At 67.1% G+C, this 16679-nt stretch carries 15 protein-coding genes and 1 riboswitch; of the genes, 12 read left to right on the top strand and 3 right to left on the bottom strand.

What is annotated here, in order from left to right:
* Positions 1-24 precede the first annotated feature (24 nt).
* Complete coding sequence (locus NNX35_RS04820; protein ID WP_255867141.1) at positions 25-1170, top strand: alcohol dehydrogenase catalytic domain-containing protein; 1146 nt, start codon at positions 25-27, stop codon at positions 1168-1170.
* Positions 1167-2177: an alpha/beta hydrolase gene (locus NNX35_RS04815; protein ID WP_255867140.1), complete on the top strand. Its 1011-nt coding sequence runs from the start codon at positions 1167-1169 to the stop codon at positions 2175-2177. Before NNX35_RS04820 ends, NNX35_RS04815 begins: the two co-directional genes overlap by 4 nt.
* Here the strand turns inward: NNX35_RS04815 and aceB are convergent.
* Together aceB and NNX35_RS04805 are read right to left on the bottom strand one after the other, a co-directional pair.
* Positions 2174-3772, bottom strand: a complete 1599-nt coding sequence (gene aceB / locus NNX35_RS04810; protein ID WP_255867138.1) for a malate synthase A — start codon at positions 3770-3772, stop codon at positions 2174-2176. The genes NNX35_RS04815 and aceB overlap by 4 nt on opposite strands.
* 104 nt (positions 3773-3876) lie before the next feature.
* Positions 3877-4518, bottom strand: a complete 642-nt coding sequence (locus NNX35_RS04805) for an RNA polymerase sigma factor (RefSeq protein ID WP_255867136.1) — start codon at positions 4516-4518, stop codon at positions 3877-3879.
* A 201-nt stretch (positions 4519-4719) separates the two neighbouring features.
* Between NNX35_RS04805 and NNX35_RS04800 the strand changes: the two genes are divergently transcribed.
* From NNX35_RS04800 to NNX35_RS04780, 5 genes are read left to right on the top strand one after another with little or no spacing between them, the layout of a single operon-like run.
* Positions 4720-5274 (top strand): Asp23/Gls24 family envelope stress response protein, encoded by a 555-nt coding sequence (locus NNX35_RS04800; protein ID WP_255867135.1) that lies wholly within the window; start codon positions 4720-4722, stop codon positions 5272-5274.
* A gap of 30 nt (positions 5275-5304) precedes the next feature.
* On the top strand, positions 5305-5484 hold the full coding sequence (locus NNX35_RS04795; protein ID WP_227919989.1) for a hypothetical protein: 180 nt from the start codon (positions 5305-5307) through the stop codon (positions 5482-5484).
* Positions 5481-5888: an alkaline shock response membrane anchor protein AmaP gene (locus tag NNX35_RS04790; protein WP_255765378.1), complete on the top strand. Its 408-nt coding sequence runs from the start codon at positions 5481-5483 to the stop codon at positions 5886-5888. Before NNX35_RS04795 ends, NNX35_RS04790 begins: the two co-directional genes overlap by 4 nt.
* On the top strand, positions 5885-6499 hold the full coding sequence (locus NNX35_RS04785; protein WP_255765377.1) for a DUF6286 domain-containing protein: 615 nt from the start codon (positions 5885-5887) through the stop codon (positions 6497-6499). The genes NNX35_RS04790 and NNX35_RS04785 overlap by 4 nt, the downstream gene beginning before the upstream one ends.
* A gap of 31 nt (positions 6500-6530) precedes the next feature.
* Positions 6531-7160: an alkaline shock response membrane anchor protein AmaP gene (locus NNX35_RS04780; RefSeq protein WP_255867134.1), complete on the top strand. Its 630-nt coding sequence runs from the start codon at positions 6531-6533 to the stop codon at positions 7158-7160.
* 7 nt (positions 7161-7167) lie between these two features.
* Here the strand turns inward: NNX35_RS04780 and cycA are convergent, their stop codons facing one another.
* Positions 7168-8658 carry a D-serine/D-alanine/glycine transporter gene (gene cycA, locus NNX35_RS04775; RefSeq protein WP_255867132.1) on the bottom strand — a complete coding sequence of 497 codons (1491 nt, stop codon included), beginning with the start codon at positions 8656-8658 and terminating at the stop codon, positions 7168-7170.
* Positions 8659-8949: 291 nt separating this feature from the next.
* A riboswitch (glycine riboswitch) is annotated at positions 8950-9055 on the top strand.
* 148 nt (positions 9056-9203) lie between these two features.
* On the opposite strand from cycA, the gene gcvP reads away from it, so the two are divergent.
* The 5 genes from gcvP to NNX35_RS04750 all read left to right on the top strand — a co-directional run bounded on the left by gcvP (position 9204) and on the right by NNX35_RS04750 (position 16625).
* Positions 9204-12053, top strand: coding sequence for an aminomethyl-transferring glycine dehydrogenase (gcvP, locus tag NNX35_RS04770; RefSeq protein ID WP_255867131.1), 2850 nt, complete (start codon positions 9204-9206; stop codon positions 12051-12053).
* Between the two features lie 12 nt (positions 12054-12065).
* Positions 12066-13196, top strand: a complete 1131-nt coding sequence (gene gcvT / locus NNX35_RS04765) for a glycine cleavage system aminomethyltransferase GcvT (protein ID WP_255867130.1) — start codon at positions 12066-12068, stop codon at positions 13194-13196.
* A gap of 320 nt (positions 13197-13516) precedes the next feature.
* The gene (gene gcvH, locus NNX35_RS04760; protein WP_227919961.1) at positions 13517-13894 is read left to right on the top strand and encodes a glycine cleavage system protein GcvH; all 378 of its coding nucleotides are present in this window, start codon (positions 13517-13519) and stop codon (positions 13892-13894) included.
* Complete coding sequence (glyA, locus tag NNX35_RS04755; protein WP_255765371.1) at positions 13891-15198, top strand: serine hydroxymethyltransferase; 1308 nt, start codon at positions 13891-13893, stop codon at positions 15196-15198. Before gcvH ends, glyA begins: the two co-directional genes overlap by 4 nt.
* A gap of 11 nt (positions 15199-15209) precedes the next feature.
* On the top strand, positions 15210-16625 hold the full coding sequence (locus tag NNX35_RS04750) for an L-serine ammonia-lyase (RefSeq protein WP_255765370.1): 1416 nt from the start codon (positions 15210-15212) through the stop codon (positions 16623-16625).
* Positions 16626-16679 lie beyond the last annotated feature (54 nt).

Here is a 16679-nt window from a genome sequence, read left to right as displayed (position 1 = left end):
CGAAATCTACTCGAGGGAGAGTTCATGGGCACCGAGAGCACCCGGTCCATCCGCGGCGCGGTCCTGCAGACCATCGGCGCCCCGCGCCCCTACGCTCAGTCCCGGCCGGTGGTGGTCCAGGACCTCCAGCTGCAGCCGCCCGGGCCCGGGGAAATCATGGTGCGCATCGAGGCTGCGAGCCTGTGCCACTCGGACCTGTCGGTGGTAAACGGCAGCCGGGTGAGGCCGCTGCCCATGCTGCTCGGGCACGAGGCCGCGGGCAAGGTGGAGGAGCTGGGCGAGGGCGTGGACGACCTCGCCGTCGGACAGCGCGTGGTGATGGCCTTCCTGCCCCGCTGCGGTGAATGTGCGGGCTGCCGGACCGAGGGCAAGATGCCCTGCATCCCGGGATCCGCAGCGAATAATGCCGGCACGCTGCTCGACGGCGGGATGCGCCTGAGCGCCGCGGACGGCGGCGAAGTACGCCATCACCTCGGCGTCTCCGGCTTCGCCACGCATGCCGTGGTCAACCGGAAGTCAGTGGTACCCGTCGATGACGACATTCCGCCGCACGTGGCGGCCCTGCTGGGGTGCGCCGTCCTCACCGGTGGCGGCGCGGTGCTGAACCCGGCCCGTCCGGGCAAGGACGACGACGTCGCGATCGTCGGGCTCGGCGGCGTCGGCATGGCTGCGCTCCTGACGGCACTGTCCCTGGACGTGCACAGTGTGATCGGCATTGACTCATTGCCGGAGAAACTGGCACGCGCCCGGGAGCTCGGAGCCGACGCCGTGTATACGCCGCAGGAGGCGCTCGACGCCGGCATCCGGCCCGCGCTGGTGATCGAGGCTGCCGGCCATCCCCGCGCCTTCGAAACGGCCGTACGGATCACGGCCCCCGGGGGTACCACCGTCACGGTAGGGCTGCCGGCCCCGGACCAAACCTCCGAAATCACGCCGCTGACGCTGACCGCCGAAGCCCGGACCATCATCGGCAGCTACCTCGGTTCCGCCGTTCCTGCCCGGGACATCCCGGTTTACGCGCAGCTGTGGCGGGAGGGGAAACTACCCGTGGAGGAACTGGTCTCCTCCACCATTGCGCTGGAGGACATCAACTCGGCCATGGATACCCTGGCGGACGGCCTCGCCATCCGCCAGGTCATCCGCTTCGAGCCCGACGGCGCTTCTGCATGAGCAAACCGCGCCGGTGGGAACCGGACATCCTGGGCGAGGAATTCGACCAGCTGACCCTGGACCTGCCCGGCGGCAAGGTTGCCACCCTGGTCCGCTACACGCCGTCGGACCCGCCGTCCGACCCGCCCGCGTCCGGGCCGACGGCGGATGTCCTCTACGTGCACGGCTGGTCGGACTATTTCTTCCAGACCGAGCTGGCGCGCTACTGGGCCGGGCAGGGTGCGCGGTTCTTCGCCGTTGACCTGCACAACTACGGGCGCAGCCTGCGCCCGGGGGAGGAACCCGGCTATGTCCAGGACCTCCGCGACTATGACGCGGATGTGGGTGCAGCGCTGGAAGCCATGGGGCAGGACGCGGCCGACGCCCGACCGCTGATCCTGCTTGGGCACTCCACGGGCGGCCTGACGCTGGCGCTCTGGGCGCAGCGCCACCCCGGCCGGGCCGCAGCCCTGATCCTGAACAGTCCGTGGCTGGAATTCCAGGCCACGGAACTGGCCCGCCGGGTTATTTCACCGCTGGTCAGCCTGGAGGCGCAGCATCACCCGCGCCGCCCGTTGCCGCCGGTTGACCCCGGAATCTACACCCGGACGGTGTCTGCGGCGTTCGGCGGGGAATGGCAGTACGACACCGAGTGGCGTCCCGTGCGGGGGTTCCCGGTCGCGGTAGCTTTCCTGCATGCAGTGTTCTCCGCCCAGGCAACGGTCGCCGCGGGACTGCAGCTGCAGCTGCCTGTGCTGGTGCTGCTGTCAGACAACAGCTACCTGCATCCGCGCTGGTCGGAAGATGCGGCGCGCTCCGACGTCGTGCTGGACGTCAACGTGGTGGCTCACCGCTCGCTCTCCCTGGGCTCCACCGTGAACGTGGACCGGATCCCCAATGCGATGCACGACGTGTTCCTGTCCGCACCGGCGGTCCGGGCCCAGGCATACAACGCCATCACCCGCTGGGGGAGCGGCTACCTGCGGGCCCTGCCGCACTTCGGCAAGGCCCGCCCGCCCGAGGGCTAGTCGATCAGCTCGTACGCCGGCAGGGTCAGGAAGTCCGTGTAGTCCTTGGACAGACTGATCTCCCCGATGATCCGGCTGGCCGGCTCGAAGTACCCCGTGAACATTTCCTCCGACACCTCCCCGCGCAGCCGTTCCGTCTCTTCGGCCAGGATCCGGCTGACGAGCTCCTCGGTGACGGTCTCGCCGGTATCCTCAAGCACCACGTTGTTGCGGACCTGCTGCCAGACCTGGGAGCGGGAAATCTCCGCAGTGGCAGCGTCCTCCATCAGGTTCCGGATGGCGACGGCACCGTTGCCGGAGAGCCAGACGGCCACGTAGTTGACGGCCACATAGAGGTTGGACCGCAGCCCTGCTTCCGTGATGGAGCCTTCGGCGGTGCTGACATCGAGCAGGTCGGTGGCAGTGACGGACACGTCCTCGCGCTGGCGGTCCACCTGGTTCGGCTTGTCGCCCAGGACGTCATCGAAGACCTCCCGGCAGACGGGCACCAGATCAGGGTGGGCCACCCAGGAACCGTCAAAGCCGTCGCCGGCCTCACGGGTTTTGTCGGCCTTCACTTTAGCCAGGGCGGCGGCCGTCACCTCAGGCTCACGCCGGTTGGGGATGAAGGCCGCCATGCCGCCCATGGCAAAGGCGCCGCGCCGGTGGCAGGTCTTCACGAGCAGTTCGGTGTAGGCGCGCATGAAGGGTGCGGTCATGGAGACGTCGGCCCGGTCCGGCAGCAGGTAGTCCTTCCCGGCGTCGCGGAAGACCTTGATCATGCTGAAGAGGTAATCCCAGCGCCCGGCGTTCAGGCCGGAGGCGTGATCGCGCAGTTCGTAGAGGATCTCCTCCATTTCGAAGGCGGCAGGAATGGTCTCGATCAGGACGGTGGCCCGGACGGAGCCCTGCGGCACGCCCACGTACTCCTCGGCGAAGTTGAAGACGTCGTTCCAGAGCCGTGCCTCCAGATGGCTTTCCATCTTGGGCAGGTAGTAGTACGGTCCCTGTCCGTTGTCCAGCAGCTGCCGGGCATTGGAGAAAAAGTGGAGTCCGAAATCCACCAGGGCGCCAACGGCAGGTTCGCCGTCGATCAGCACATGTTTTTCGGGCAGGTGCCATCCGCGCGGGCGCATTACGACGACGGCGAGCGGGGCATCGGTGCGCAGTGCATACTCCTTGCCCTCGGGTGAGGTGAAGGAGAGGTCATTGCGTGCGGCACGGTAGAGGTTCACCTGCGAATCCACCACGTTGTGCCAGGTGGGGGTGCAGGCATCTTCAAGGTCGGCCAGCCAGACCTTGGCGCCGGAGTTCAGGGCGTTGATGGCCATTTTGGCGGGGGAAGCCGGGCCGGTCATTTCCACCCGGCGGTCCTGCAGCGCTGCGGGTGCCTCGGCCACCTTCCAGTCTCCGCTGCGGATGTCGGCGGTCTCGGGCAGGAAATCCAGCCGGCCGGTGGAGGCGGCTTCCTGGCGGCGGACGGCGCGGGCGGCAAGCCGCTCGTCGCGGGTGCTGCGGAAGCGGCGGTGGAGTTCCTCGATGAATTCCAGCGCTTCGCGGGTCAGGATGTTTTCCGATCCTTCGGCGGGCGAGGAGTCGGTTACTTCAATGGCCATAATGATTCTCCCTGTGGCAATGCCGGTGGACAGCAATAAAAGTGATGCCGGTTACTTCTTCCGTATCGTGGATATTATTGTCTGACAAGTGGAATTACAAGGGATTACCGCCACGGCGTCATGGCTGCTGACAGGTGTTCGCGGGCCCGCGACAACCGTCCGCGCACGGCCTGCGGGCTGATCCGCAGCGCAGCGCCGATCTCCGCATAGCTCTGTCCATGGACTTCACGCAGCAGCCAGCAGGCCCGCTGATCCGCAGGAAGCAGGGAGAGGGCCCGCCGCAGGGCATCCAATTCTGCCGCCACCTCCGCCGTGCGGTGCGGATCCGCTTCCCGGTCCGAGTCGCGGGCGGTGACGACCGCGGCGGCGTCGGCCAGCGGATCGGCGCCCGGCAGGTCCTGCGGGTGGGAGCTGCGGTGCCGCAGGACGTCCAGGCAGCGGTTGGTGGCCGTCCGGTAGACCCAGCCGCCGAAGGCTTCCTCCCGGTTCAAGGTCGGGAGCATCCGCCAGCCGGCCGTCAGCGTGTCCTGCACGACGTCCTCGGCATCACCGCGGTCCCGAAGCATGCGGTAGGCGAGGCGGAACAACCTGCGCTGGTAAATGGCCACAAGATACTCGAAGGCGGGCAGGTCTCCTCCGCGGGCCAGCGCGACCAGGGCCGCCTCGTCCGGGTACCGGTGCCCTGGCCCGGTGCGCGGGGATCTCCCGCCGTTATGCGCCGCCTGCGGCAGCTCGGATCCCGCCATGGTGTCCCTGTCCCGTCCGGCAGCGGCCGGACGTGGCTCGATTGTCCCAGAACGGCGGCCATCAAGGAATAACCGCAGGACGGACCGGGCGAAAGACGGTCGAAGTCCCGGTTCTGCCGTGACGATTCGGTCGTTCGCACGTCATTAACTCTGTAAGGGACGCGCGCGGTGCATCCGCAATGAACGCAGGAGATGATTCCCATGGCAGATCCATCAAAGACAGCGGGGGCAACGTCCGCTACGGCCAATCCGCAGGGTGCCCAGAGTATGCAGACCGGTTCACCTCAGGGGCAGGGCGGCTCCTCCGCGTCGCCGTCGGCTGACGCCGAGCGCCGGACCGGACCGCTGCACACACCCCGGGGCGACACCACCATCGAGGAAACCGTGGTGCAGAAGCTGGCCGGCATGGCCACCCGCGAGGTGCCGGGCGTGCATGCCATGGGCAATGCCGCCCGGCGTGCTTTCAGTTCCATGACCGAAAGGATCCCGGGCTCGCAGACCAACGTCAGCAACGGCGTCACGGTGGAAAAGGGCGAACGCCAGGCCGCGATCGACGTCAGCATCGTGGTGGAGTATGGCTTCTCCGTGGTGGAGGTGAGCCAGGGCATCCGGCGCAACGTCATCCGGTCCGTGGAAAACGCCACCGGCCTGGAAGTGCTGGAGGTGAACGTGAATGTCACCGATGTCCACCTGCCGGATGAGAACGAGGACCAGGACGACCAGCAGCCCTCCAGCCAGTCCAAGAGCCTGGAGTAAGGGCCGTACAACAACCAAAAGGAGGACTCCATGTCCGCAACGCGGTGGTGTCTGTTAATCGGGCTGGTGCTGGGAATCGTGCTGGCCTTCGGCGGTTGGCTGGCGTTCCTCATTACGCTGCTGTTCGGCCTGATCGGGCTGCTGGTGGGGTTGGTGGCGGATGGGAAGGTGGACGTGGCGGGAATGCTCGGTAAAGCGTCAAGCCGATGAGCATTCCCTCGGCTCCGCCGTCGCTGGTTTCGGGGCGGGATGCCGATGACCGCGGCGAAACCGTCCTGGCCCGGCGGGTGCTGGAAAAAACGGCCAGCCAGGTAGCCCGGGACGAAACGTTTGCAGGCGGAAGCTCCGGAGGATTCCTCGGTATCGGCAGCCGGGCGGATCTTTCCGCACGGCCGGATGCCAGCGTGGAGTTGGCCGGAAACGTCGCCAGCCTCAAGGTCACTGTGGGGTTGCCCTATCCGATGCCGCTGCGCCAGGCCACCGAGCAGCTCCGCCGCCGGATCACGGAGCGGGTCACCGAGCTGACCGGAGTCCAGGTGCGGCAGGTGGACATTACGGTTGCCTGGCTGAAGCCGCCGCAGCGGGATACGCGTGGTCGAAGGAAGCTGCAATGAACGCGAAGATCCCGCCGCCGGTGTCCATGCGGCGCAGGCCCAGCCGCTCCGTGCCCGCAGCAATTTCCGCCATCGTGATGCTGGCGCTCGGTGTAAGCCTGGTCTGGGCCGCCGTCGCCCGCCTCATTCAGGGGAGCTGGCCGGCCTTCGTGACGGAACCGCTGGGTTGGCTCTCCGAGACCGGGTGGGACAGCACCCGGGGCTGGACCGGTGCCGTAGTGCTGCTCCTGATCGGGCTGATCCTGCTGCTGTGCGGAATGGTCCCCGGGGACTTCTCCGCACTGCCGCTGCGGGCAAAGCCGGTGAATATGCCGGGGCTGCCCGGAGCGGGGGAAGCGGGCGGCGTTCCGTCGGTCCGGGGAGGGGAAACCGTGGTGATGAGCCGGCGTGCAGTTGCGCGGTTGGCGGCATCCACCTGCGACCACATTGACGGTGTGGCCTCCGCCTCCGCGACGGCGTCCTCGCGCAAGGTCCATCTGGATGTGCGGACGGCGCTGCACGGCACCACTGATCTGCAGCACTGGGTGGTGGACGGGGTGCGCTCCCGCCTGGCCGCCACCGGACTGGATCCGGTGCCGGAAGTCACGGCAACCATTCGGACGCGGGACTGACAGGCGGGACCAGGAGAGGAAGGCAGGGGCAATGCGGCACCATTCAGGTAGGGCCAACCGGACGTGGCTGATTATCCTCGGGGTCCTGTTCCTTGCGGCAGGAGTGCTGGCAGCACTTATTGCCAGCGGAACCCTGGACCGCCTCATCGGCGGCAGCCCGGGCCGTTCGGACCGGGTGCTGCCCGAATCCGACGGCCAGGGGTTCCTGGCCGGGGAGTACGTGCCCTGGGGCATGCTGCTGGCCGGGGTGATCCTGGGCATCCTGGGGCTGTGGTGGCTTCAAGCCCAGATTCCCCGGTCCCGGCCGGCGGGGACATTCCGGTTGCAGGAAGACCCGGCACACGGCGTCACCGTGTGTGATCCGCAGGTGCTCGCCTCCGCCGTCAGCAATGAGACGGAACAGCTGCCCGGCGTGGTGGGCTCAACCGTCCGCCTGCGCGGCACTGCGGACGAGCCGGACCTGGCCATGAAGGTGACGGTGAATTCCGACGCCGACGTGCAGGGCGTGATCGCCCGGATCCAGCAGGAAGTGGTGCCGCACCTGGTCTCGGCCCTGGAGGTGCCGCTGAATACCTTCGGACTGGAGATAGACGCCAGCAGCAAAGCCGGTGCCCCGGGAGGCGGCGCAACGGTCAGCTCCCGGGGAACGGTGGTGTACTAGGCGCCGCTTATGGCTTCGCAGCGGGGAGCGCAGCGCGCTCGCGGGCGACGTCGTCGTGGTGTGCAGCCACCCGCGCCTGATGCACGGGGGTCCGCCGCAGGACGGCATAGACAATGCCCAGCAGGACGAACCACGCGGGGGTCACGAGGAGCGCCTGCAGGGTGTCTGCCTGGGTGGTGAGCGTCCACAGGATAAACACGAAGAACGCCAGCACGAGGTAGGCCATCACGACGCCGCCGGGCATCGGAAACTTCGACGCCTCATGCAGCTGCGGCCGGCGCCTGCGGTACACCAGGTAGCTGATCAGGATGATGGACCAGACGAACATAAAGCACAGGGCCGAAATGGTGCTCACCAAGGTGAATGCCGCGCTGACGGATTCGCCCGCGTACAGCAGGGCGACGCCCGCCAGCAGGAAGGTGCAGGAGAAGAACAGCGCGTTCTGGGGGACCTTCCGCCGGGAGAGGCGGCCGAACTGACGGGGAGCATCACCCTCCTGCGCCAGGCCGAAAACCATACGCGAAGTGGAATATATCCCGGAATTCGCTGAAGATGCCGCGGATGTCAGCACTACGAAGTTCACGATGGCTGCGGCGGTGCCAAGCCCCGCCAAGGTGAACATACCCACGAACGGGCTTTCGTCGGCGCTGAATTCGTCCCACGGGATCACAGCCATCAGGACGGTCAGGGCGCCTACGTAGAAGAGCAGGATACGGATCGGAATGGAGTTCACGGCCCGGGGCAGGTTCTTTTCCGGATCCTTGGTTTCCGCCGCGGTGGTGCCCACCAGTTCAATGCCGACAAACGCGAACACCGCGATCTGGAAGCCGGCGACAAAGCCCATGGGGCCGGTGGGGAAGAAACCGCCGTGTTCCCAGAGGTTGCCGAAGCCGGCGGTAACCCCGTCGCCGTGCGTGAAGCCGGTCAGGATCATGACCAGTCCAACTACGATGAGCGTCAGGATGGCGACGATCTTGACCAGCGCAAACCAGAATTCGGTTTCGCCGAACGCCTTGACCGTCGGCAGGTTCAGGGCCAGCAGGACCAGGATGCAGGCCAGGGCCGGGATCCACAGGGGAGCGTTGCCCCACCAGAAGGTGACGTAGTGGGCAATCGCCACCACGTCGGCAATGCCGGTGACCACCCAGCAGAACCAGTAGGTCCAGCCCGTGAAGAAGCCTGCCCAGGGACCCAGCAGGTCCGCGGAGAAGTCGGTGAAGGACTTGTAACGAAGGTTGGAGAGCAGCAGCTCGCCCATGGCCCGCATAACGAAGAAGAGCATGAAGCCGATGATCGCGTAGACGAAGATCACTGACGGGCCGGCCGCGGAGATGGTCTTGCCTGACCCCATGAACAATCCCGTGCCGATGGCCCCGCCGATGGCCAGCAGCTGGATGTGCCGGCTGGACAGGGAACGGGCGAGGTGGGGTTCTTCCGCACTGTTTTGCGGCGCGGAAACAGTGCTGTCGCTTGGTGGGCGGGTTATGTGCTCAGACATTGAAATCTCTCTTTTAGGCACCCGCCGGCAGCTCATCCGCCGTAATCGCCTATGCCGCCCGATAAGGCAAACCTGGATGTTGGCGCTGCCGCCGACATTTCAGTTTGGAAGCCGTTAACAGGCCCCGTCAAATTCAGGCAGCTGTGACGTTGCAGGTCACACGGGGGTTCGGAAGGCTCCCCGGGCGGAAGCCGGCACCCGCGCCCGGGCGTGTCTGAGGGTTGAGGCGGTGCCGGGGGCAGGCTAAAGTTGGCCGTGTCACATCAGCAGTTCCAACTGAATATGCCTTTATCAGCCGTGGCGGGAGAGTCCCGCCGGATGCGCATCAGCATCGGCGGGCGCCGTAGGAGCAAACCCTCCCCGGGAATCTCTCAGGCCCCCGTACCGCCACAGCGAGGCAACTCTGGAAAGCAGTTCCCGGCCGTGCCGGAAACTCACCGACGGTGCAAGCGGAAGTACACCCGCGGAATCTCTCAGGTCCAATACAGATCGGGGAGGAGCCGTCGCCGTCGACGTACCCCCGTCTGCCTTTCCTGGAGCCTCACATGCCTGTAGAACCGTCCTCCTCTACTCTTGCCGCCGCGTTTGTGGACCGGCACATCGGTGCCCGCGCCGACGCCGTGGAAACCATGCTCAAAGCCGTCGGCTACGACTCCCTTGACGGTCTGGTGGACATGGCCGTCCCCGCCGCGATCCGGCAGAATTTCCCGTTGGTCCTGGATCCGGCGAAGAGCGAAGAGGAAACCCTCGCGGCCCTGCGGAGGATTGCCGGGAAGAACAAGACGGCCGTCCAGATGATCGGCCAGGGCTACTACGGCACCCACACCCCTCCGGTGATCCTGCGCAACGTGGTCGAGGACCCGGCCTGGTACACGGCCTACACCCCCTACCAGCCCGAAATCTCCCAGGGCCGGCTCGAAGCGCTCCTGAACTTCCAGACCATGGTCCAGGACCTCACCGCCCTGCCCATCGCCAACGCGTCCCTGCTGGACGAAGCCACTGCGGTGGCCGAGGCCGTGCTGCTGATGCGCCGGTCCAACAAGTCCCACAGCAACGGCGCCATCGTGCTGGACTCGGAGCTCTTCCCGCAGACCATCGCCGTGGTGAAGGGCCGGGCCAAGGCGCTCGGCTTCGACGTCATTGTTGCCGACCTTGCCGACGGCCTGCCCGAAGGCGAGCTGGCCGGCGTTGTGCTCCAGCAGCCCGGCGCCTCCGGCGTGGTGCGCGACTCCTCATCCCTGATCGCCGAGGCGAAGGACCGCGGGGCGCTCGTCACCGTGGCCGCGGATCTGCTGGCCCTGACCCTCATCACGCCTCCCGGTGAGCAGGGCGCGGACATTGCCGTCGGCTCCGTACAACGCTTCGGCGTTCCCCTGTTCTACGGCGGACCGCACGCCGCCTACATGGCCGTCCGCAAGGGCCTGGAGCGTTCCCTGCCCGGCCGCCTGGTGGGCGTCTCCAAGGATTCCGCCGGCACCCCCGCCTACCGCCTGGCGCTGCAGACCCGGGAGCAGCACATCCGCCGCGAAAAGGCGACCTCGAACATCTGCACCGCGCAGGCGCTGCTGGCCATCGTGGCCTCCATGTACGCCGTCTACCACGGCCCCGAAGGCCTCACCGCGATTGCCCGCCGCGCCCACGATTCCGCCCGGACGCTGGCTACCGCACTGAAGGCCGCCGGCGTCGAACTGCTGCACGAGTCCTTCTTCGATACCGTTACTGCCCGCGTTCCCGGCCGCGCTGCGGAGGTCATTGCCGCCGCGGAGGCGAAGGGCATCAACCTGCGCCGGATCGATGCGGACACCGTGGGCATCTCCGCCGACGAAACGACGACGCCGGCCGTGATCGCCGACGTCGCCGCAGCCTTCGGTGCCGCCTCCGTGGAAGCGGCGGACGGCTTCGACCTGCCGGCTGGGATCCTGCGTACCTCGGAGTTCATGACGCACCCGGTGTTCTCCTCCTACCGCTCCGAAACCCAGATGCTGCGCTACCTGCGCCGCCTCTCGGACCGCGACCTGGCCCTGGACCGCACCATGATCCCGCTGGGCTCCTGCACCATGAAGCTCAACGCCACCGCCGAAATGCAGGCCATGACCTGGCCGGAGTTCGCCTCCATCCACCCGTTCGCTCCGGATTCCCAGACCGAGGGCTGGCGCGAACTGATCGCGGACCTGGAAGAGAAGCTCGCGGTCATCACCGGGTATGACACGGTTTCCATCCAGCCCAACGCCGGTTCGCAGGGTGAACTGGCCGGGCTGCTTGCCATCCGCGGCTACCACCATTCGCGCGGCGACGAACAGCGCACTGTCTGCCTCATCCCCGCCTCGGCGCACGGCACCAACGCCGCCTCCGCTGTGCTGGCCGGCATGAAGGTGGTGGTGGTGGCCACCGCCGACGACGGCGCCATCGACCACGCGGACCTGCGCGCCAAGATCGATGCGAACCGCGAAAACCTCGCCGCCATCATGATCACCTACCCCTCCACCCACGGCGTGTTCGACGACGACGTCCGCGACGTCTGCGAAGCGGTCCACGAGGCCGGCGGCCAGGTCTACATTGACGGCGCCAACCTCAACGCGCTGGTCGGCCTGGCGCAGCCGGGTGAGTTCGGCGGCGACGTGTCCCACCTGAACCTGCACAAGACCTTCTGCATCCCGCACGGCGGCGGCGGTCCCGGCGTCGGCCCCGTGGCAGCCAAGGCGCACCTCGCGCCCTTCATGCCCGGCGATGCCGCCACCTGGACCGGCGGCGAGGACATTCCCGTGTCCGCGTCCCGCTTCGGCTCCGCCGGCGTGCTTCCCATCTCCTGGGCGTACGTCAGCCTGATGGGCGGTGAAGGCCTGACCAGCGCCACCAAGCACGCCCTGCTCGCGGCGAACTACGTGGCTGCCCGGCTGAACGAGTACTACCCCGTGCTCTACACGGGCAAGGGCGGGCTGGTGGCGCACGAGTGCATCCTGGACCTGCGGGAACTGACCGCCAAAACCGGCGTTACCGCCGAGGACGTGGCCAAGCGGCTGGTGGACTACGGGTTCCATGCCCCCACGCTGTCCTTCCCGGTGGCCGGCACCCTGATGGTGGAACCCACCGAGTCCGAGGACCTGGGCGAAATGGACCGCTTCATCGACGCGATGATCGCCATCCGTGCCGAAATCGACCAGGTGGCGGCCGGGGACTTCACCCTCGAAGGCAGCCCGCTGCGCAATGCCCCGCACACCGCCGTCGTCGTAGCAGCCAATGAATGGGACCGCGCCTACCCGCGCGAACAGGCCGCTTTCCCGCTGCGCAGCCTGCGCATGGACAAGTACTTCCCGCCGGTAGGCCGCATTGACGGCGCCGCAGGGGACCGGAACCTGATCTGCTCCTGCCCGCCCATCGAAGACTTCGAAAACTAGAAGGAACATTCCATGACTGAGAAGTACACGGCGCTCTACGAGGCGCACAAACAGCTGGGCGCTTCCTTCACCGACTTCGGCGGCTGGCAGATGCCCCTGAAATACAGCTCCGAGTTGGCCGAACATAAGGCCGTGCGCAGCGCAGCCGGGCTGTTCGACCTCTCCCACATGGGTGAAGTGGAGGTCTCCGGGCCCGACGCCGGGGCGTTCCTGGACTACGCCCTGGTCGGAAAACTTTCCGCAGTGAAGGTGGGACGCGCCAAGTATTCGCTGATCACCAATAACGACGGCGGGATCATCGATGACCTGATCAGCTACCGGCTCGCCGACGATGCCTATCTGGTGGTGCCCAACGCGGGCAACGCGGACACCGTGGCCGCCGAACTGGCGTCCCGCGCCGAGGGCTTCGACGTCGCCGTGAACAATGTCTCGGCGGAAACCTCGCTGGTTGCCGTCCAGGGGCCGGTGGCCGAAGCGATCCTGCTGGACCTGGTCCCCGCCGATCAGGCCGAGACCGTCACCGGGATGAAGTACTACGCCGCGGCCACGGTGGGCATCCGGGCGGGGGAGCGGACCTTGGACCTGCTCGTGGCCCGCACCGGGTACACCGGCGAAGACGGGTTCGAGATCTACGTCCCCAACGACGACGCCGCGGCCCTCTGGTCTGCGCTGCTGGCTGCGGGTGAGGACCGGGGGCTGATTCCGGCGGGTCTGGCCTGCCGCGATTCGCTCCGTCTCGAAGCCGGGATGCCGCTCTACGGCAACGAGCTCACGCTGGACACGGACCCGTACGCCGCCGGCCTGGGACCCGTCGTCGCCCTCTCCAAGGAGGGGAACTTCGTGGGGCGTGCCGCCCTCGAAGCCCGGAAGGCCGCCGGACCTGCCCGCCGCCTCGTGGGCCTCAAGGGCTCCGGCCGCCGTTCGGCGCGCAGCCACTATCCGGTCCACAGCAGCGACGGCGAAACGGTCATCGGCGAAGTCACCTCCGGTGCTCCCAGCCCGACCCTCGGCTTCCCTATCGCCCTCGCCTATGTGGATACGCCATTCACGGAGCCCGGCACGGCCCTCTCAGTGGACCTCCGTGGCAAGCCCGAACCCTTCACGGTTGTGGAACTTCCGTTCTATAAGCGCAGCAAGCAGTAACGCCAAAGACCAAAAAAGATTCTTGTGACGGCGGCGCGGGGTGACGCTGTGGGCAAGGCACAGACAGCGGCTCACGTGTGTAGGTGAGCACGTTTCTGACACCTTTGAACGGTGCGCGCGGCGCGGCGTTCGTGTAGCCCCGCATCGCCGAGCGAGGAACGAGCGAGGCAGTGAAAGATCCAGGGTCCCCTCTCCGAGCTTGCGAGGAGGAGGGCAGGATCTGGAACGCTAAGGGCGGCAGAATGCCGCGCTTCCGACGCCCCGGCCTAGACTTTGAACCAGACCCGAACGCACCCGACACAGCTTCGAAAGGCAAACAGATGAGCAAAGTAAACGCAGGACTCCGCTATTCCGCCGAACACGAGTGGGTAGACTCCTCGAGCCCCGTCCGCGTCGGCATTTCAGCTGTCGCCGCAGACGCCCTCGGCGATGTCGTCTATGTTGACCTTCCTGCCGTCGGCGACACCGTGACCGCCGGCGAAACCTGCGGCGAGGTTGAGTCCACCAAGTCCGTCTCGGATCTCTACGCGCCGGTGTCCGGCGAGATCGTGGAGATCAACCAGGAGGCCATCGACAATCCGGCCCTCCTGAACGAGGACCCGTACGGTGCCGGCTGGCTGTTCACCGTGAATGCCACGAGTGAAGGCGCACTGCTCAGCGCCGAGGAATACGCGGAAAAGAACGGCGGCGACCTGTGAGCGATTACCTCAACGACTCCCTCGCGGTAGTTGACCCCGAGGTCGCAGCGCAGATCGACAACGAGCTCCGCCGGCAGCAGCAGGGCCTGGAGATGATCGCCTCCGAGAACCACACCGCCGTTTCCGTCATGGAAGCCCAGGGATCGGTGCTGACCAACAAGTACGCCGAAGGCTACCCGGGACGGCGCTACTACGGCGGCTGCGAATTCGTGGACGTCATTGAGCAGCTGGCCATCGACCGCGCCAAGTCCCTGTTCGGTGCGGGCTTCGCCAACGTCCAGCCGCACTCCGGCGCGCAGGCCAACGCCTCCGTTATGCACGCCCTGATCCGGCCCGGAGACACCATCCTGGGCCTGTCCCTGGCGCACGGCGGGCACCTGACGCACGGCATGAAGATCAACTTCTCCGGCCGGCTCTACAACGTGGTCCCCTACAACGTGTCCGAAGAGGACCACCGCGTGGACATGGCTGAAGTAGAGGCCCTTGCCAAGGAACACCGGCCCAAGCTGATCGTGGCGGGCTGGTCCGCCTACGCCCGCCAGCTGGACTTCGCTGAATTCCGCCGCATCGCGGACGAGGTGGGTGCTTTCCTGATGGTGGATATGGCCCACTTCGCCGGTCTGGTGGCCGCGGGACTGCACCCCAGCCCCGTCCCCCACGCCCACGTGGTCACCACCACCACGCACAAGACCCTTGCCGGTCCCCGCGGCGGCATCATCCTGTCCAACGACGCCGACATTGCCAAGAAGATCAACTCTGCAGTGTTCCCGGGCCAGCAGGGCGGACCGCTGGAACACGTGATTGCCGGCAAGGCGACAGCCTTCAAGATTGCAGCCACTCCCGAGTTCAAAGAGCGGCAGGAGCGCACGCTCGCCGGCGCCCGGATCCTTGCCGAACGCCTGCTGGCCGACGACGTCGCTGCCGCCGGCATCTCGGTGGTCTCCGGCGGCACGGATGTGCACCTGGTGCTCGTGGACCTGCGCAATGCGGCCCTCAACGGCCAGGAAGCCGAAGACCGTCTCGCGCAGATCGACATCACCGTGAACCGCAACGCCGTGCCGTTCGATCCGCGGCCGCCCATGGTGACCTCGGGCCTGCGGATCGGCACCCCCGCCCTGGCCACCCGCGGCTTCGGTGAAGACGCATTCCGGGAAGTCGCGGACATCATTGCCCAGGCTCTCATCGCCGGTGAGGACACCGATCTGGCACCGCTGCGCGAACGAGTTACCGCTCTCGCGCAGGCCCATCCGCTGTACCCGGAGGTGGCGGATCTCGCTGCTGCCCCCGCTGCGGCAAACCGTTAGGAAGCACTACCTTGGCTGTCGGCGTTTTTGACCTGTTTACCGTGGGCATCGGCCCATCGAGCTCCCACACGGTGGGGCCGATGCGTGCCGCTGCCGTGTTCGCGGCGGAGCTGGTCGACGCCGGCAGCCTGGCCGACGTCGCCGGCCTGAGGGTGGACCTGTACGGTTCCCTCGCGGCGACCGGCCGGGGCCACGGCACCATGACTGCAGTGCTGCTGGGTCTGGAGGGCTTCGCCCCCGAACTCATCCTGCCCGAACAGGTGGAGCAGCGGCTGGCCGACATTGAGGCGACCCGGAAACTGCAGCTGTGCGCGCAGGTTCCCGGGGCAGTGGCCTGCCCGCTGGAGTACGGCGAGGCGGACATCGTGCTGCACCCGCTGACGGTGCTGCCGCGGCACACCAACGGCATGAAGTTCGCCGCCCTGGCCGCCGACGGCTCCGTGCTGCGGGACGCCACCTTCTTCTCCGTGGGCGGCGGCTTCATTGTCCGCGAGGGTGAAGAACGGGCGGATGCCCTGGAACTCGAGGCCAGCAAATCCGACCTGCCGTACCCCTTCCGCACCGCCGTCGAGCTGCTGCAGCACTGCACCGGCAGCGGACTGAGCATCAGCGAAGTGATGCTGGCCAACGAGCTGGCCTCCCGCACCGAAGCGGAGATCCGCTCCGGCCTGCTGCACATCCGCGACGTGATGGAGGAGTGCAAGAACTCCGCCATCCGCCGCACCGGCCTCCTGCCCGGCGGACTGAAGGTCCGCCGTCGTGCGCCGGCCTGGCACACCCGGCTGCGCGCCGAGGATCCGAACCGGGACCCGAAGTTCTGGCAGGAATGGGTGAACCTCGTGGCACTGGCCGTGAACGAGGAAAACGCCTCCGGCGGGCGCGTGGTCACCGCCCCCACCAACGGCGCGGCGGGCATCATCCCCGCAGTGATGTTCTACGCCACCCACTACGGCCCGGGCATGGAGAACGCCACACCCGAGCAGCGTGACGACGTCGTGGTCCGCTTCCTGCTTGCCGCCGCCGCCGTGGGGGTGCTCTACAAGGAGCAGGCCTCCATTTCCGGCGCCGAGGTGGGCTGCCAGGGCGAGGTGGGATCGGCGTCGTCCATGGCCGCCGCCGGTCTGGCCGAAATCCTGGGCGGCACCCCGGAACAGGTGGAAAACGCCGCCGAGATCGCCATGGAGCACAACCTCGGCCTGACCTGCGATCCGATCGGCGGACTGGTGCAGGTGCCCTGCATCGAACGGAACGCCATCGGCGCCGCGAAGGCTGTCAACGCCGCCAAAATGGCACTTTGGGGCGACGGCGAACACCGGGTCTCGCTGGATGAAGTCATTGTGACGATGCGGGAAACCGGCCGCGATATGAGCTCCAAGTACAAGGAAACCGCGCTCGGCGGGCTGGCCGTGAATGTGGTGGAGTGCTGACCGGCTGTCTCACGTACAGCATGTGATTTGTGCGATACCCCTGTGTTAAGCGAG

It is taken from the genome of Arthrobacter sp. zg-Y844, assembly GCF_024385465.1.
In the GTDB taxonomy this organism is placed as follows: Bacteria; Actinomycetota; Actinomycetes; order Actinomycetales; family Micrococcaceae; genus Arthrobacter_B.
This window is presented reverse-complemented; position numbering and strand designations above follow the sequence as displayed.

Bases quoted from the DNA above. Each gene is read 5' to 3' on its own strand.
- NNX35_RS04820 (WP_255867141.1), top strand. From the start codon at position 25: ATGGGCACCGAGAGCACCCGGTCCATCCGCGGCGCGGTCCTGCAGACC.
- NNX35_RS04815 (WP_255867140.1), top strand. From the start codon at position 1,167: ATGAGCAAACCGCGCCGGTGGGAACCGGACATCCTGGGCGAGGAATTC.
- aceB (WP_255867138.1), bottom strand. From the start codon at position 3,772: ATGGCCATTGAAGTAACCGACTCCTCGCCCGCCGAAGGATCGGAAAAC.
- NNX35_RS04805 (WP_255867136.1), bottom strand. From the start codon at position 4,518: ATGGCGGGATCCGAGCTGCCGCAGGCGGCGCATAACGGCGGGAGATCC.
- NNX35_RS04800 (WP_255867135.1), top strand. From the start codon at position 4,720: ATGGCAGATCCATCAAAGACAGCGGGGGCAACGTCCGCTACGGCCAAT.
- NNX35_RS04795 (WP_227919989.1), top strand. From the start codon at position 5,305: ATGTCCGCAACGCGGTGGTGTCTGTTAATCGGGCTGGTGCTGGGAATC.
- NNX35_RS04790 (WP_255765378.1), top strand. From the start codon at position 5,481: ATGAGCATTCCCTCGGCTCCGCCGTCGCTGGTTTCGGGGCGGGATGCC.
- NNX35_RS04785 (WP_255765377.1), top strand. From the start codon at position 5,885: ATGAACGCGAAGATCCCGCCGCCGGTGTCCATGCGGCGCAGGCCCAGC.
- NNX35_RS04780 (WP_255867134.1), top strand. From the start codon at position 6,531: ATGCGGCACCATTCAGGTAGGGCCAACCGGACGTGGCTGATTATCCTC.
- cycA (WP_255867132.1), bottom strand. From the start codon at position 8,658: ATGTCTGAGCACATAACCCGCCCACCAAGCGACAGCACTGTTTCCGCG.
- gcvP (WP_255867131.1), top strand. From the start codon at position 9,204: ATGCCTGTAGAACCGTCCTCCTCTACTCTTGCCGCCGCGTTTGTGGAC.
- gcvT (WP_255867130.1), top strand. From the start codon at position 12,066: ATGACTGAGAAGTACACGGCGCTCTACGAGGCGCACAAACAGCTGGGC.
- gcvH (WP_227919961.1), top strand. From the start codon at position 13,517: ATGAGCAAAGTAAACGCAGGACTCCGCTATTCCGCCGAACACGAGTGG.